The sequence below is a fragment of the Niallia sp. FSL W8-0954 genome (genome assembly GCF_038005605.1).
In the GTDB taxonomy this organism is placed as follows: Bacteria; Bacillota; Bacilli; order Bacillales; family Cytobacillaceae; genus Niallia; species Niallia circulans_A.
In genome coordinates, this window is record NZ_JBBOTN010000001.1 from 3,349,366 (window position 1) to 3,365,197 (window position 15,832).

A 15,832-nucleotide genomic window follows, 5' to 3' on the forward strand; every position below is an offset into this window, starting at 1 on the left:
CTATTCCTCTCGTTGCTGTTTTAAATAAAACTTTACAAGTTCCTCAATAATTTCATCTCGTTCTAATTTTCGGATGATATTGCGTGCATCCATGTGACGGGGAATATAAGCAGGATCCCCAGAAAGTAAATAACCAACAATTTGATTGATTGGATTATAGCCTTTTTCTTGAAGTGCATCGTAAACTTGATAAAGTACTTCTTTTACATCATGTTCATATGGTTCTTCTGGAAAATTGAATCTCATTGTTTTATCAAATGAGCTCATTTTGAACACCCCATTTCCTTTTCGAACAATTTCTGTTAAGAGTTATCTACATTTTACACTACTTGTCCTTAATATCAAACGGATTTCACATATTCTTGTACAAATTCTAATGCTTCATTTAGTTTAGAAGGATCTTTACCGCCTGCTTGAGCCATATCTGGACGGCCGCCTCCGCCGCCTCCACAAATGGAAGCTACTTCTTTTACTATCTTTCCTGCATGGAAACCTTTATCCATTAAATCCTTGGTTACACCAGCAATAATATTTACTTTTCCTTCATTGACACTTCCAAGTACTAATACGACAGAATCTATTTTTTGTTTTAATTCATCTGCCATTGTGCGAAGATTATTCATATCTACATTCGGGATAGAAGCCGCTAATACTGGGACTTCATTCACTAATTTCACTTGATCAACAAGATTGCCTGCTTCAATATTGCTTAGTTTTGCAGCAAGTGATTCATTTTCCCGTTGTAATTGCTTCACCTCTGTAAGAAGACTGTCTACGCGAGTAACGACATCTTTGGGACTAGTTTTTAACTTATTCGCCGCTTCTTTTAATAAGTGAATTTGATCTGTCAGTTGTTGGTATGCCGCTTGTCCAGTTACTGCTTCAATACGTCTTGTTCCTGCGCCAATTCCAGCTTCCGAAACAATTTTAAATAAACCAATTGCTGAAGTATTATCAACATGACACCCGCCGCATAGTTCTAAGCTATACTCACCAACTTGGACAACACGTACTACTTTTCCATATTTTTCACCAAATAAAGCCATTGCACCCATTGCTTTAGCCTCATCGATATCCTTGTAATCAATTTGAACTGCAATACTTTCCCATATCTTTTCGTTAACGATTCGTTCAATCTCATCTAATTCCTCTGCAGTAATTTGCCCAAAATGAGAAAAATCAAAACGTAAACGATCTGGTTGTACAAGAGATCCTGCTTGATTAACATGTGTTCCAAGAACATCTTTTAATGCCTGATGTAATAAATGAGTTGCTGTATGGTTCTTTATAATTTTGGAACGATTTTTACTATCCACTTTAGCTGCTAATCTATCATTTACCCTAACAGCTCCTGTTTCAATTATTCCTTTGTGTAAATTTTGACCATTTGGCGCTTTTTGAACATCTTCCACGCTAATTGTCACATGATCCGATTTTAACGTTCCTTTGTCAGCAATTTGACCGCCGCTTTCTGCATAGAATGGTGTTTTGTCTAATATAAACTGAATTTCATCCCCAGCTTCTGCAGTCTCTACTTCTTGACCATTTCTTAATAAAGCCACGATTTGCGCTTCATTTGACCACTGATCATAACCAATAAATTCACTTTCCACTTTAATATTGCCTAACACTCCACTTTGAACTTGCATGCTGTCAACTTCTTGGCGTGCTTTTCGGGCGCGATCACGCTGACTTTCCATTTCTTTTTCGAAACCTTCATGATCAATAGCCAGACCTTGCTCCTCTGCATATTCCTCTGTAAGTTCAACTGGGAATCCATACGTATCGTACAAACGGAAAATATCTTCTCCAGCTATAACTCCATTGTCTTTTGCTTTCTCCATTACTTCGGAAAGGATAGCAAGACCTTCATTTAATGTTTCATGGAATCGTTCTTCTTCACTTTTCATGACTTTTTGAATAAATTCTGTCTTTTCCTTTACAGTAGGATAATAATCTACCATAATTTCAGCCACTACTGGAACTAATTCAAACATAAATGGTCTGTTTATATTAATTTTCTTTGCATAACGAACTGCTCTGCGCAACAAACGTCTTAACACATAACCTCTTCCTTCATTTGACGGAAGAGCCCCGTCACCTATTGCAAAAGCCACTGTACGTATATGGTCTGCGATTACTTTAAATGCTTCATCGCTTAAAGAGTCCTTGCCATACCGGACATCTGCTAATTGTTCAGTCGCGCGAATAATCGGCATAAATAAATCTGTATCAAAGTTTGTTGGAACATTTTGAACAACAGACGCCATACGCTCCAAGCCCATACCTGTATCAATATTCTTCTTTGGCAGAGGTGTATAAGTGCCGTCTGGATTATGGTTAAATTCAGAGAAAACAAGGTTCCATACTTCTAAGTAACGATCATTTTCTCCACCTGGATATAATTCTGGATCGTTGATATCATTGCCATATTCTGGACCACGATCATAGAATATTTCTGTATTAGGACCACTTGGACCTTCACCTATGTCCCAAAAGTTACCTTCTAAGCGAATGATGCGATTCTCTGGTATGCCAATTTTATCTCGCCATAAAACATATGCTTCTTCATCCTCTGGATGGATGGTTACAGAAAGCTTTTCTTTATCAAAGCCAATCCATTTTTCATCTGTCAAGAACTCCCAAGCCCATTCGATTGCTTCTTCTTTAAAATAATCCCCAATCGAAAAGTTACCAAGCATTTCAAAAAAAGTATGGTGACGCGCCGTTTTGCCCACATTTTCAATATCGTTTGTACGAATTGATTTTTGCGCATTTGTTATTCTTGGATTTTCAGGAATAACGCGACCATCAAAATATTTTTTTAAGGTAGCTACACCACTATTAATCCATAATAATGACGGATCATCATGAGGCACTAAAGATGCACTTGGCTCAATCGCATGCCCTTTGCCCTGAAAAAATTCTAAAAATTTGCTTCTTATTTCTGCACCAGTTAAGTTTTTCATCACATATCCTCCTGTTTTTTCTTATGTATTTGCTACAACCACTAACGTTTGCCGTTTTAAGGCATAAAAAAAACTCCCATCCCTGGACAGGGACGAAAGTATTGCTCGCGGTACCACCCTGATTATGGATAAAAGTATAAAAAAATAACAATAAATAATATCCATCTCTCAACATTCCTTAACGCGGAAAACGGCAGTGATTAGCTGCATTCAAGAATTAGCTTTCAATTATCCTTCACCTAGAACTCCTTTCAGCCAAAGGGAATTCCTCTCTTTAGAGTGGACTATAATCTACTTATTTCTTTCACCATTTTATCGATATATGCTTCATTCGAATTATACTGATTATTAGGCAGTATTGTCAATATTGGTCTATTTATATACGTTTTATTTCTCGTTCTTTTTTTCCAAAATGGGTTTTCATATGAATGATTGCTACTTTTACAATGGATAATAAAGGGACTGCCACAATCATTCCAATCATCCCGCCTATCTCCTCTCCTAGCAATAGCGCAAACATAATAAACAAGGGATGCATATGAGTACTTTTCCCTACTATATATGGCGATAATATATTTCCTTCGAGAAATTGCAGAATAATAATGATAATCACGACAATAATGATCATTTTCACAGAAACAGTACTTGCAACAATTAAAGCTGGAACAGCTCCAATTACCGGTCCAAAATACGGAATGACATTCGTTATTCCTATGATCATTCCTAATACAAGGGCAAATTTCATATGAAAAATCAAAAAAAGAAGCATAGAAATAACTCCAATAATTGTACAAACCAATAATTGTCCTCTTATATAGCTGCCTAATGATTCATTTACATCCTCTAAAAATAAGCGAGCACTATTGCGCCATTTATTAGGAATTAATCCATTAAAGCCTTTTCTTACCGCATTTATATCCTTTAACATATAAAAAGAGATAAAGGGAATAAGCATAATTATAATCGAATAATTGACAATCCCCATGGCACCATTAATTACTTTATTCAAAAGGGATTCCATTTTCCTTTCAAATATGTCAATTCCACGGTCAACTTTTTCCTGTAGGTTAAGCGGCCAAGATTCCATTTTATTTTGAATCGAATCAATTAAATCTTTATATCGCTCTGCAAGCTTTGGAGCACTAACTGTCAGCTCTTCCAGCTGCTCAATAAGAATGGGGATACCTTTATAGATCGCATACCCAATCCCGCCAAAAAATAAAATATAAATAAATGCAACAGACAACCCTCTATGTAAACCTTTTTTATGTAATAATTCTACTATTGGATGAAGTAAGTACGTAAAAAACGCACCAATAATAAAAGGAGTTATAACCTTTGTTATAAGACTTAAAATGGGTAACCATATCGGTGATAATTTTATAAAAATAAATAAAACGATAAAAAGTAATAAGGTAAATCCTAATCGATAATACCATTTTATTCTTATATCCATTTCCTTTCCTCCCTCTTTAATGTATTGTGAGAGATAATAGGAATTTTTATGCATTTTTTTATCTAGTATTAAATTGTAAAAACGGCTTAGCTATCTATGTAATCCCCCACAGACTTAGGCTTGCTTACCGACACATAGCGTGGCTGCAGGACAACCGAACGCCTGCTTGACTATAATTATCAACATAATAATAAAATGAAAAAACCCAAGCAATGATACGAATTTTTTGATTCCGGTATCATTGCTTGGGTTAAAATTTCGGCAGGAAGGTTCGTTCCAGCCTTGTCTTCTAACTCACAATTAAAACATCTTCATTACTTTCCTCTGCACTTTTTTCAGTTGTTTTTGACTCATCATATTATTTTTTTGCATATAGCTAAGTGCCACTACACCAGCCCCAATAGCTATTGCTGTATTTATCGCTTTACCCATTTACTTTGCACCCCTTTTTATATGGAAGTGAGCGCCAAGTTTACACGGAGAAAAACTTAGCTTAATCGACGCTCTTCTTCGTCAAATAAGTCGTCTAAAGAACTTAAGCTTCCATCTTCTTCTACTTGATGTGTATGAATAATCCCTTTCGTAAGCGATAATTCAATAAAGCAATTCCAGCAGTAATATTGATTTATTCCAATTTTCCCAATATCTTTGCTCTGGCAATTTGGACATTTGAGCATAGGAAACACCTCATCTTCATTCGTTTCATGAAATATTCCACCTAACATGGAAATTCCAGGTAAGTATTCCCATTATGCTCTTTAACCCATCCAAATATACCAGTATTTTTAGGAGTTGGCTGTTTTTATTGGAAAATTAGAATCCGACTGGATTTTTTCGAAGAAGATAGCATTACTATTTTTCACCTAGAACTTTAAAACATGTAGTACAAACATTGGCAAAAAAAATCCTCTAAAAAAGAGGAATTCTCCGTAAAAATAGAGGTTTTCTTAAAAAGTTTGTACTTAAGTAATTTTCTTAGGATTCAGATGCTTCCATAAAATCATATGGGGAGATATTTTCCATTCCAATCATTGGATCGATTTGATTGATTTTACCTTCATACAATAAATCAAATGAATTCTCTTTTGTTATTTCCATCGTCTCGTCTGGTTGATATACATCGGCAAATGCCTCTTTGATTTTTTCTTTTAAGGTTGTTTGCCGATTTAGTTCATCATTCCGGCTAACGCCTAATTCCATTGCTTCCACTTCTCCACAAAGAATCAAAAATTGTTTACTTCTAGTTATTCCGGTGTAAATTAAATTTCTTCTTAACATGCGATAATAACTTTTGACGACGGGCATAATGACGATTGGAAACTCACTGCCTTGCGATTTATGGACAGAACAGCAATAAGCCAGCGTAATTTGATTTAAATCCTGTCGCGTATAGGTTGCTTCTATTCCATCAAACGAAACAATAACCATATCTTGCTTTTCCGTATTTTCCTTCGCATAAAAGATCGATACAATCTCACCCATATCACCATTAAAAACATTGCTTTCTGGTTGATTGACTAGCTGAAGGACTTTATCACCGATCCGGTATGTAACATCTCCAAATTTCAGTTCTTTTCTGGTGCCATCTGGATTAGGATTTAAGATTTCCTGTAAGATGGCATTTAAGCGGTCAATTCCTGCTGGTCCTCTATACATCGGTGCCAATACTTGAATATCCATTGGCGCAAAGCCTTTGTTTTTCGCATTCAAAACAATTTTTTCAATTGCCTGCGGAATTTGACTGGAAGAGCATTTTATAAATGAACGATCCCCTTGAGGCACAAGAAGATTAGCCGGCAGCTGGCCTTTTTTCATTTCATGTGCCAGCTCGATTATCGATGATCCTTCCGCTTGTCGATAAATATCTTTCAACTTAACAGTAGGAATACATGCTGAATCAAGTAGATCTTTTAATACTTGGCCCGGTCCTACTGATGGCAGCTGGTCTTCATCTCCTACAATAATTACTTGAATATGTTCAGGTAAAGCCTTAAATAATTGATGGGCTAGCCAAATATCAACCATCGAGGTTTCATCGACGATGAGGATTTTTCCCTCCAAAGGATGTTCCTCATCCCTTTCAAATGTTCCTGTCCCATTCCATCCCAGCAATCGATGAATAGTAACTGCTGGTAAACCTGTTGATTCAGCCATTCGTTTAGCCGCTCGGCCAGTTGGCGCCGCAAGAATAAATGGATAGGGTTCATCTTTTTTATAATCATTAGGCTCTAAGGAACAGCCGTGCAATTCACCATATAATTCAACAATTCCCTTTATGACAGTTGTTTTCCCCGTTCCGGGACCACCTGTCAAAATTAGCATCGGGGACATAAGCGCCGTTTGAATCGCTTCTCGTTGAGAGGGAGCATATTGAACACCGATACGGTCCTCTAAGTTTCCTAACGCCAGCAGAAACTCCGATTCTGGAAATTGGTCTTTATATTCAGATTGCTCCATTACTCGCTTTATATTTCGTACAAGTCCTTTTTCTGAAAAAAACAATGAAGGTAAATATATTTTTTTATCCTCCACTATAATTTTCCCTTCTTCCTCCAGCTGAATAACCTGATCTGCTATTTGCGAAAATTCTATCTCCTCTTTTTGATTTTCTTCAAGCAGGGCTTTTACTTTTTCTAGTAAAAATTCGGCATGGAGATAGACATGGCCTTCCTGATTACTGCTTAACTCTAAGATATACAAACAGCCAGCCTTTAATCGATCTGGATGATTCCCAGTAATTCCAATCTGTGAACCAAGGTCATCTGCTTTTCCAAAACCAATCCCATCAATATCCTCCACTAATTTATATGGATTTGTCTGGACTATTTCTAGCGTATTTTCTTTATATACTTGATAAATTTTCATCGACAATTGCGGACCAAACCCATATTGATTTAGAGAAACCATTGCTTGCTCTAACCCTTGATTTTTCATTAATGTATCATAGAGGATTTTCGCTTTATCTGATGCAAGTTTGGGCACTGTCTCTAAAATCGATGGCTGATTCATGATTTTGGAGATTGCTTCTTCTCCTAAAGTATCCACAATATTCTCTGCTGTTTTTTCCCCAATCCCTTTAAATAAGTTGCTCGATAAATAAGCAATAACCCCTTGCTTTGTTTGTGGCATTTCTTTTCGAAAGGAAGTTGCCTGCAGCTGTAAACCGAATCTCGGATGCTCTTTAAAATCACCAAAGTATGTATACGTTTCTTCTTCGTTCATCTTTGGCAAATAGCCAGTAATAACCGCTTCTTTATCGTCATAATCATGATTCGTTTCATCGACTCTTATTCTTATCACAGAGTAAAGATTCTGTTCATTATGAAAAATGGTAACAAGATGTCGTCCCTTCACATACTTTTTTTCCTTTTCAAAAAGATCCAAAGAGTTCTGCTCGTTCAACTGAATTCCTCCTTTCTTCCCTTACATTTCATTTCTCTTTCCATTACTTTTCTTCGATAATTTGCTTTCCGTAACCAGCAAGAAGATGATCTGGCTGGATTTCTAGCGCCTTATTGAACATTTCGACTGCTTTCGCTGTTTCTTCTTTAAAACCATAGGCAACCCCTAAATTATAATAAGCATCTGCATGAGTGGCATCTAATGCTAGACAGGATTGAAATTGTGTAATTGCTTCTTCAATATATTCATTTTGTGCCAAACAGAGCCCTAGTTGAAAGAACGCCTCTGCATCTTGACTATTTAGTTCAACTGCTCTTTGAAAATAAGGGATTGCCAATTTCCCTTTATCTAAACCAACATAAGTAAGTCCAAGCATAAAGAAATTATCACTTGATTCTAGTCCCTTTTCTAATGCTAGTTCAAACATATTCTTTGCGGATTCTAAATTTTCTTTTTCATAATAAACGGTTCCTGCACTATAATAGGCTGCAGCCGTTGTATCATCTATTTCAATCGCCTTTTGGTAGAAAGATAATGCTCTTGTATCATCACCTAAAGCTGATAAAACATTGCCAAAATTAACGTAAGAAACTGCATTGTTCGGATTTTTCTCAATCTCTTCCATAAAAATTTTTGCCGCTTCTTCCCATTTGCCTTCTTGCATATATTGTATTCCTAATTGACTATTATCCATCTTAAAACACTCCATTTCTTATTGGTAGTATAGCATATTTTCTAATCAAAAATGAGAAAAGCAACTACACAAAAGAAACTAGCAAATCCTCCTATTACAGGAGAATTGCTAGCTGCTTTTTGCAGTATGTAAAAACTGTCGACCAACTAATGTTAGTCGACAGTTCATCCTTAACCTACATATGTTAATCTTTCATTATCACGGAACACTTTATCAATTGTTCCTCCGCCTAAGCATTCTTCTCCTTGATAGAATACAACTGCTTGTCCTGGCGTTACAGCACGAATTGGTTCGTGGAAGATAACTTTGACTGTATTTTCATCGATAACCTCTACCGTTACTTTATTATCTGGTTGACGGTAACGAAATTTAGCTGTACATTCAAATGATGTACCAATGCGATCTTTGGATACCCAGCTAACGTTGGTCGCAATAATGCTGTCAGAATAAAGCAACTCGTGATGGAATCCTTGACCTACATATAAGACATTCCGTTTTAAATCCTTGCCGATAACAAACCAAGGTTCTCCACTTCCGCCAATGCCAAGACCATGTCTTTGCCCGATTGTATAATACATAAGTCCATCGTGACGGCCAATTACTTCTCCATCCATTGTTTCCATATTTCCTTTTTGCGCAGGAAGATATCCACTTAAGAATTCTTTGAAATTACGCTCTCCTATGAAACAGATACCTGTGCTGTCTTTTTTGGTTGCTGTCGCAAGATTTGCTTTAGCAGCAAGTTCACGAACCTTTGATTTTTCCATGCCGCCAATAGGGAACATTACTTTGCTTAATTGTTCTTCTGTTAGTTGATTTAAAAAATATGTTTGGTCTTTATTATCATCTTTCCCTCTAAGCATGCGCACTTGACCATCTTCTCTGACTACTTGTGCATAGTGCCCTGTTGCAAGATAATCAGCTCCAAGACTCATTGCATGCTCTAAGAAAGCTTTAAATTTAATTTCTTTATTACACATTACATCGGGATTAGGTGTTCTCCCCGCTTTATATTCATCAAGAAAATAAGTGAACACTTTATCCCAGTATTGTTTTTCAAAGTTCACCGCATAATAAGGAATCTCTAACTGATTGCAGACACGAATGACATCTTCATAATCCTCCGTTGCAGTGCAGACACCGAATTCGTCTGTATCGTCCCAGTTTTTCATGAATATACCGATAACATCATAGCCTTGTTCTTTTAAAAGTAACGCAGCAACTGATGAGTCAACTCCACCAGACATTCCTACTACTACCCGGGTATCTTTTGGTGCTTTTTCCATTTTCCATTTCCCCCTTAGCCCTTCCCTTTACATGGAAGGGAAGGTTATCATTTTGTCAGACGGTTAATGATTTTGACTAACTCATGACCGACCTTTTCTATTTGTTGTTCCGTATTATTTAATCCAAAGCTAAATCGAATGGAATTTTTTGTTCTTTCCGATTCTTTGCCAAACATGCTTACTAACACATGAGAAGGTTCGATTGATCCAGCAGTACATGCGGAACCACTCGAAGCAGCAATACCTGCTAAGTCAAGATTAACTAACATTGCTTCCACATTTGTACCGGGAAAGCTTAAGTTTAAAACATGTGGCAAGGTATTATCAACTAATCCGTTTTGTTTAAATGAAATATTATTATCTTTTAAGATACCAATTAGGATTTCTTTATACTTTTTAAACTGCTCTCTCTTTTGCAATCTATCCTGTTGAGAAATTTCTACTGCTAGCTGAAAGCCTGCTAAAGAAGGAACATTCTCAGTTCCAGCTCTTCTTTTTTTCTCTTGTTCGCCACCAAATAATTGAGGATTTAGTTTAATGCCGTTCTTAACATATAAAAAACCTATTCCTTTAGGACCATTAATCTTATGAGAAGAAACGGATAAAAGGTCGATGTGCTGTTCTTTTACATCAATATCTTCTAAACCATAGGCTTGTACCGCATCTGTGTGGAAGACAGCAGGATGATCTTTTAACAATAAGCCTATTTCTTTTATCGGTTGAATCGCACCCACTTCGTTATTGCCATACATAATCGTAACAAGAATAGTATCTTCTCTTAATGCTGCTTTGAATTCATTCAAATCTATTAGTCCGTATTCATTTACAGAAAGATAAGTAACCTCGTAGCCCTTTTTCTCTAATTCTTGGCAAGCATACAATACAGCATGGTGTTCAATTTCCGTTGTAATAATATGTTTTCCTTTCGCTTCTTTGCCTTCTGCAATTCCAAAGATAGCGTAATTATCTGCCTCTGTACCACCGCTCGTAAAAATAATTTCATTTTCGTGTGCACCTATACTAGAAGCAACTACTGCTCTAGCATTATCCAATATATTTCTTGCCTGTCTTCCATAGGCATGAATACTTGAAGGATTGCCAAATTGATCTTTCATGACTTCATACATTCTATCGATTACTTTTGGATGCATGGGTGAAGTTGCCGCATGATCCACATAAATATGTTCCAAGTTATTCACCTACAATTAATTAGTTGTGATCATTTCAGGTTTCTATTTTTTGTCCAATATAAAAAAAATCATCCAAAGAGCTTTCTACATACTTGATTGCTATTATAAAGAAACAGCCATCGATTTTCCAAAAAACAGCTTATTAAATATAAAACATATAACCATCTGAGTTATCGTCTTCTTGATGGTTAGCTAGGTCTTCAATTGTGGTTGAATCTAATACATCTTTTACCGCATCTCTGATTTTCATCCATAAAGCTTTCTTAGCTGGTTCTTCATCTTCGATTCCCTCGACAGGACTTATAGGTCCTTCTAATATCCGAATAATATCTCCAGCAGTAATTTTATTCGGTTCATCACCTAATACATATCCACCATATGCTCCACGAATACTGCGCACATAACCAGCATTACGTAACGGAGCAACTAATTGTTCCAAGTAATGCTCGGATAAATTATTGGTTTGAGCAATTGATTTTAATGAAATCGGTCCCTCTCCGTGCTTTTTTGCTAACTCCATCATAATAGTTAATCCATATCTTCCTTTTGTAGATATTTTCATTATTTTGCCTCCCGCTCCATATTATGTTGGTGAATATTATTCACCGTTCTTTTATTTCGGTCCAATATATAGTTCGTCCATTTTGTACACTGTGGGATACTCCATCCTGCAACTCTTCCTATTAAGGCAGCATAGATAATCGTTCCCCATGATACAGGTCCACCAAGTATCCATCCTATTATTAAAACAATTGCCTCCATTAATAATCTCGTTCTTGCTATGCCCCCGCCAAATTTTTCCGATAAGACAATCATAAGACTATCTCGCGGTCCTGCACCAAGTTTCGCAGAAATATAGAATCCCATTCCATAGCCCATTATAATCAATCCAATTAAAAACATAATCCATTTTTGATAAAGGGTCGAAGGGGTATTCATAAAGGGAAGTAGTAGGAAAAAATCAATAAATACTCCTACTAACACCATATTTAATAAAGCACCAAAAGGAGGAAGTTTTTTTGAAAGGATGGCAGCTATCAATAGGATTAAAAAACCAACTATTATTGCCCAGCTGCCGATGGTCAGACCAAACTGAATATGCAATCCAATATTCAAAACATCCCATGGGGCTGAACCTAAATTTGCAGTAATAATTAATACAATGCCTAATGACATAATCAAAAGCCCTATAATAAAAATAAAAAGTCGTTGAACTGGTTTATCTTGGCCTATTAATGATTTCATCTGCAGTCCCTTTTGCTTTCCCTATCGTAAGTGTTTTTTCTGTATAATTGCCATTATGCATTATAGCATAATTACTTTTATAATTGTTGCAGTAAAGACCTGATATTCATTCTTTATTCAGTATAATTAGTTTATATCCTATCTATTCAATAGGATATCATATTTTTTCGTTTTCGATAAACTTGCTTTTTTTATTGCTGTACATAGAAGCATCTACTAGATTAAAAAAAGGAATTCCTCCTTTGCCAAAAGAAGAAATTCCTTCAATCTATTGTTTTTCTTCCATTAATTTTACTGCCGATAAAGCCATGATTTTTATCCCATGCAGTAGGCTTTCTAACTGAAAATACATGTCTGGGTGATGTAATCCGGGCTGTAAATCTGTGCCTAAGCCAATCATTGTTGTTTGCAGTTGTTCCTTTACTTTCGCATAATAATGAAAATCTTCTCCACCAGGTGTTACTGGAGGCTTCACAAGCCCTTTCGCTCCTAGTATTTCTTTAATGCTTTCAGCTGCTATTTCTTCCATCAATTTATTTGGTGTTGCTGCTGGCATATCGGATAGAAGTTCTAATTCAACTCGAGCACCATTCGCTTCACCTGCAAGTTTCACTTGGCTTTCAAGTCTGGAAATCAATTGTTCCATCGCTTCATTGGTTTGGGCACGAACATCGATGCCAAACTCCGCATAATCGGGGATAATATTAAAATTCTTTCCTCCCGCCTGGACAAAAGTCATTTTTGCAGAAGCAGGGATAATCGGGTTCAACGGAATAGAACGAATAGCCATATTAATAGCTGTAAGACTGTCGATAACGTTTATCCCTAAATGCGGTCTTGCGGCATGTGCCTGCATTCCATATAGTTTTCCTTTAAAGCTTGCCGCTGCTCCATGATAGATTGCAGGAGAACATTCTCCCATTCTCATTTCTTGAATTGGTCGCACATGTAATCCTAATAAATAATCAATATCGTCTAGAAGCCCTTTATTAATAAAGGAAATTGCCCCTGCACCAGTCTCTTCAGCAGGTTGGAACAGGCACTTTATTTTCCCATTTGGTTCTACGCCTAGTTCCTTCAGACATCTTAAGGTAAAAAGCAAAATCGTCGTGTGTGCATCATGACCACATGAATGATTGGCCTTCCATTCTCCATTCACTTGCTGCCATAATGCATCCATATCTGCTCGCAACCCTATAACAGGATTATTTCCTTTCCCCCATTCCCCAACAATCCCAGTTTGATCATCGAATAATTGATAGGGAATGGATAATTTCTCCAGCTCATTTTTTATAAATTTCGTTGTTTCGACTTCTTCCCAGCTTATTTCTGCATGATTATGAAGAAACTGATACATAGCTATTATCTCTTCCTTTTTCCCATCTACCCAGCTGTCTATTTGTTCGTGCATTTTTCCCCTCCTCGTTTATGTAATTCGTTATTCAAATAAGTTCATTCATTCTCTTTGTTTAAGCTTACAATATAATAATTCACTAGTTCATTTGTCTTGTGATAGCTGTGAATGATATATCCCCTTGAAAACAAATGAGTAAAAACATTCCTAAGCATCATACGCCACTTTTCGGCTGTGGCAAAATCTTTTTCTTTTATTGTATGTATATTTTTAGGAACAGGAACCTTATAGGTATCCGCTTTTTTGGATAGGAGTTCAAAAGATAAAGGAATAGGGATTTCTTTTATCGTTTTCCAAGTAACAAGTGATGGAATTTGCTCTCCTGCCGGATGAGGATTTACTGATAGTTTCCCAATATCCCACTCTAACAAAAACCTGTCTGAAGGAAGGCCTCCGTTTAATTCATCCTCCATGGATCCGTAATGATTAGGATAATATGTTTTCACTACCCCTCCTAGTTTCGCTATATTTAGATTGGCATTCCGTGATTCTAGCGGATCAAAAGTCCAAATAATTTTTGAATAGCCACGTTTCAAGGCCATTTCCTTTTGTTTTACTTTCATTTTAAAGCCCAATCCAGCATTTCTATCCTTTGCTTTCACTGCCATCATATGGGACACTAAATAGATTTCCTTTTGATGAAAACCAGGGAAACTATAGCAAAAGCCTACCAGTTCTTCTTTCAAAAAAGCCCCTATAATCATTCCACCATTATGAATAGAGGCAACTAAAAATGGATAGGGTGTAGTATTAGTCCTGCCCCAAATTGAATCTTGAAGGGAAACTACCAGTTGGATTTCAGCTTTTTCAGTTACTTCTCTTATTATATAAGGATCCACTGTCGCCGTTCCCCCCTTATTAAATGAATGGATTAGCATATTCCTTCTTTAAAATTAAATGCTGATTAATCACTGCTTCGTTTAAATCGAACCCAATACCGGCTCCTTTTGGTACTTCTATTTTGCCTGGCGTAGACAATGTGACCTCTGGACAAATAATATCTTTTTTCCAGTATCGATTCGATGCAGATGTATCCCCCGCAATTGTAAAAGCCGGAAGGGAGGTTATCGCGATATTATGCGCTCTTCCGATTCCGCCTTCCAGCATGCCGCCACACCATACAGGAATATCGTGTTTTTTACATACATCATGTATTTTCTTAGCTTCCGTCAAACCGCCGACACGGCCAATCTTAATATTTATTATTTTACAGCTTCCTAATTCAATCGCTTTTCGAGCATCTTCTACGGAATGAATACTTTCATCCAAACATATTGGTGTTGCGAGCTCACTTTGCAAAATAGAATGATCAATAATATCATCATATGCTAATGGCTGTTCAATCATCATCAACTTAAGTGGATCTAATTCTTTAATTCGCTCGATATCTGCTAACGTATAGGCAGAATTCGCATCTGCCATTAGTGGGATGTCATAACCAAAGGTTTGTCTTATTTTTGCTAAAGGCTCTAAGTCATAGCCAGGTTTAATTTTCACTTTAATCTTTTTATAGCCCTCATTCAAAAAGCGTTCCACTTTTGTTAAAAGCATGTCTGTAGTTGGTTCGATTCCAATACTTACCCCAACATCAATCGATGTTTGAATACCTCCAAGCGCTTTCGAAAGAGAAATACCTTGCTGTTTACTATATAAATCCCATATTGCGCCTTCTAAAGCTGCTTTTGCCATATTATTTCTTCTGATTGGAGCGAATCTTTTTGAAACTTCATCTGGGTGCGTTATCTCATCTTTAAACAAGAGTGGTATCAAAAACTCGTTTAGCATATAAATAACAGTTCCAGTTGTTTCCTCGCTATAAGTAGGATCAGGTAAAGCGACAGACTCTCCATACCCAATGTGCTCACCACTATATATTTTAATGATCAGAAAATCCTTTTCTAACAGTTCACCAAAACTTGTCTTAAACGGACTAACCAGCGGCATTTTCACATGTTGGACTTCAATTTTATCAATTTTCACCATTTCACGTCCCTCTTGTCTAGTATCTTTCTTCTATTTTAATAGTAATTTGGATTAATGGAATAAATTTATTTAAAAAATCGAAATATCTACTAAAATTTTTTCTTTAAAAACATAAATGAGACAAAACAAAATATATATTGGATAAAGACGAACAATCTCTAATTCAGTGGTGAAACCAATTCGTTCCATTACA

The 15,832-nt window shown here is 36.4% G+C and carries 14 protein-coding genes and 1 other annotated feature; all 14 genes read right to left on the reverse strand.

What is annotated here, in order from left to right:
* Positions 1 to 267, reverse strand: coding sequence for an IreB family regulatory phosphoprotein (locus NX902_RS16685; RefSeq protein ID WP_047944338.1), 267 nt, complete (start codon positions 265 to 267; stop codon positions 1 to 3).
* A 74-nt stretch (positions 268 to 341) separates the two neighbouring features.
* Positions 342 to 2,969 carry an alanine--tRNA ligase gene (gene alaS / locus NX902_RS16690; RefSeq protein ID WP_123260802.1) on the reverse strand — a complete coding sequence of 876 codons (2,628 nt, stop codon included), beginning with the start codon at positions 2,967 to 2,969 and terminating at the stop codon, positions 342 to 344.
* A gap of 85 nt (positions 2,970 to 3,054) precedes the next feature.
* Positions 3,055 to 3,286, reverse strand: a binding site (T-box leader).
* Positions 3,287 to 3,345: 59 nt separating this feature from the next.
* The gene (locus NX902_RS16695) at positions 3,346 to 4,425 is read right to left on the reverse strand and encodes an AI-2E family transporter (RefSeq protein ID WP_095331705.1); all 1,080 of its coding nucleotides are present in this window, start codon (positions 4,423 to 4,425) and stop codon (positions 3,346 to 3,348) included.
* Positions 4,426 to 4,725: 300 nt separating this feature from the next.
* Positions 4,726 to 4,857, reverse strand: coding sequence for a YrzQ family protein (locus NX902_RS16700; protein WP_082138431.1), 132 nt, complete (start codon positions 4,855 to 4,857; stop codon positions 4,726 to 4,728).
* 56 nt (positions 4,858 to 4,913) lie between these two features.
* A complete protein-coding gene (locus tag NX902_RS16705; protein WP_047944344.1) occupies positions 4,914 to 5,102 on the reverse strand; it encodes a hypothetical protein in 189 nt (62 codons plus the stop codon).
* A gap of 298 nt (positions 5,103 to 5,400) precedes the next feature.
* Positions 5,401 to 7,827 (reverse strand): SF1B family DNA helicase RecD2, encoded by a 2,427-nt coding sequence (recD2, locus tag NX902_RS16710; RefSeq protein WP_341160858.1) that lies wholly within the window; start codon positions 7,825 to 7,827, stop codon positions 5,401 to 5,403.
* A 43-nt stretch (positions 7,828 to 7,870) separates the two neighbouring features.
* Complete coding sequence (locus NX902_RS16715; protein ID WP_095331701.1) at positions 7,871 to 8,521, reverse strand: tetratricopeptide repeat protein; 651 nt, start codon at positions 8,519 to 8,521, stop codon at positions 7,871 to 7,873.
* A 170-nt stretch (positions 8,522 to 8,691) separates the two neighbouring features.
* Positions 8,692 to 9,807: a tRNA 2-thiouridine(34) synthase MnmA gene (mnmA, locus tag NX902_RS16720; RefSeq protein ID WP_095331699.1), complete on the reverse strand. Its 1,116-nt coding sequence runs from the start codon at positions 9,805 to 9,807 to the stop codon at positions 8,692 to 8,694.
* A 47-nt stretch (positions 9,808 to 9,854) separates the two neighbouring features.
* Positions 9,855 to 10,997 (reverse strand): cysteine desulfurase family protein, encoded by a 1,143-nt coding sequence (locus tag NX902_RS16725; protein ID WP_341160859.1) that lies wholly within the window; start codon positions 10,995 to 10,997, stop codon positions 9,855 to 9,857.
* A gap of 142 nt (positions 10,998 to 11,139) precedes the next feature.
* Positions 11,140 to 11,559, reverse strand: coding sequence for a cysteine metabolism transcriptional regulator CymR (gene cymR, locus NX902_RS16730; RefSeq protein ID WP_095331695.1), 420 nt, complete (start codon positions 11,557 to 11,559; stop codon positions 11,140 to 11,142).
* Positions 11,559 to 12,242 carry a YczE/YyaS/YitT family protein gene (locus tag NX902_RS16735; RefSeq protein ID WP_095331693.1) on the reverse strand — a complete coding sequence of 228 codons (684 nt, stop codon included), beginning with the start codon at positions 12,240 to 12,242 and terminating at the stop codon, positions 11,559 to 11,561. The genes cymR and NX902_RS16735 overlap by 1 nt, the downstream gene beginning before the upstream one ends.
* 268 nt (positions 12,243 to 12,510) lie before the next feature.
* Complete coding sequence (locus tag NX902_RS16740; RefSeq protein WP_303985220.1) at positions 12,511 to 13,653, reverse strand: M20 peptidase aminoacylase family protein; 1,143 nt, start codon at positions 13,651 to 13,653, stop codon at positions 12,511 to 12,513.
* Positions 13,654 to 13,694: 41 nt separating this feature from the next.
* A complete protein-coding gene (locus tag NX902_RS16745; RefSeq protein WP_164463667.1) occupies positions 13,695 to 14,495 on the reverse strand; it encodes a GNAT family N-acetyltransferase in 801 nt (266 codons plus the stop codon).
* Between the two features lie 19 nt (positions 14,496 to 14,514).
* On the reverse strand, positions 14,515 to 15,636 hold the full coding sequence (gene menC / locus NX902_RS16750) for an o-succinylbenzoate synthase (RefSeq protein WP_341161080.1): 1,122 nt from the start codon (positions 15,634 to 15,636) through the stop codon (positions 14,515 to 14,517).
* Positions 15,637 to 15,832: the final 196 nt, after the last annotated feature.

Bases quoted from the DNA above. Each gene is read 5' to 3' on its own strand.
- NX902_RS16685 (WP_047944338.1), bottom strand. From the start codon at position 267: ATGAGCTCATTTGATAAAACAATGAGATTCAATTTTCCAGAAGAACCA.
- alaS (WP_123260802.1), bottom strand. From the start codon at position 2,969: ATGAAAAACTTAACTGGTGCAGAAATAAGAAGCAAATTTTTAGAATTT.
- NX902_RS16695 (WP_095331705.1), bottom strand. From the start codon at position 4,425: ATGGATATAAGAATAAAATGGTATTATCGATTAGGATTTACCTTATTA.
- NX902_RS16700 (WP_082138431.1), bottom strand. From the start codon at position 4,857: ATGGGTAAAGCGATAAATACAGCAATAGCTATTGGGGCTGGTGTAGTG.
- NX902_RS16705 (WP_047944344.1), bottom strand. From the start codon at position 5,102: ATGCTCAAATGTCCAAATTGCCAGAGCAAAGATATTGGGAAAATTGGA.
- NX902_RS16715 (WP_095331701.1), bottom strand. From the start codon at position 8,521: ATGGATAATAGTCAATTAGGAATACAATATATGCAAGAAGGCAAATGG.
- mnmA (WP_095331699.1), bottom strand. From the start codon at position 9,807: ATGGAAAAAGCACCAAAAGATACCCGGGTAGTAGTAGGAATGTCTGGT.
- cymR (WP_095331695.1), bottom strand. From the start codon at position 11,559: ATGAAAATATCTACAAAAGGAAGATATGGATTAACTATTATGATGGAG.
- NX902_RS16735 (WP_095331693.1), bottom strand. From the start codon at position 12,242: ATGAAATCATTAATAGGCCAAGATAAACCAGTTCAACGACTTTTTATT.
- NX902_RS16740 (WP_303985220.1), bottom strand. From the start codon at position 13,653: ATGCACGAACAAATAGACAGCTGGGTAGATGGGAAAAAGGAAGAGATA.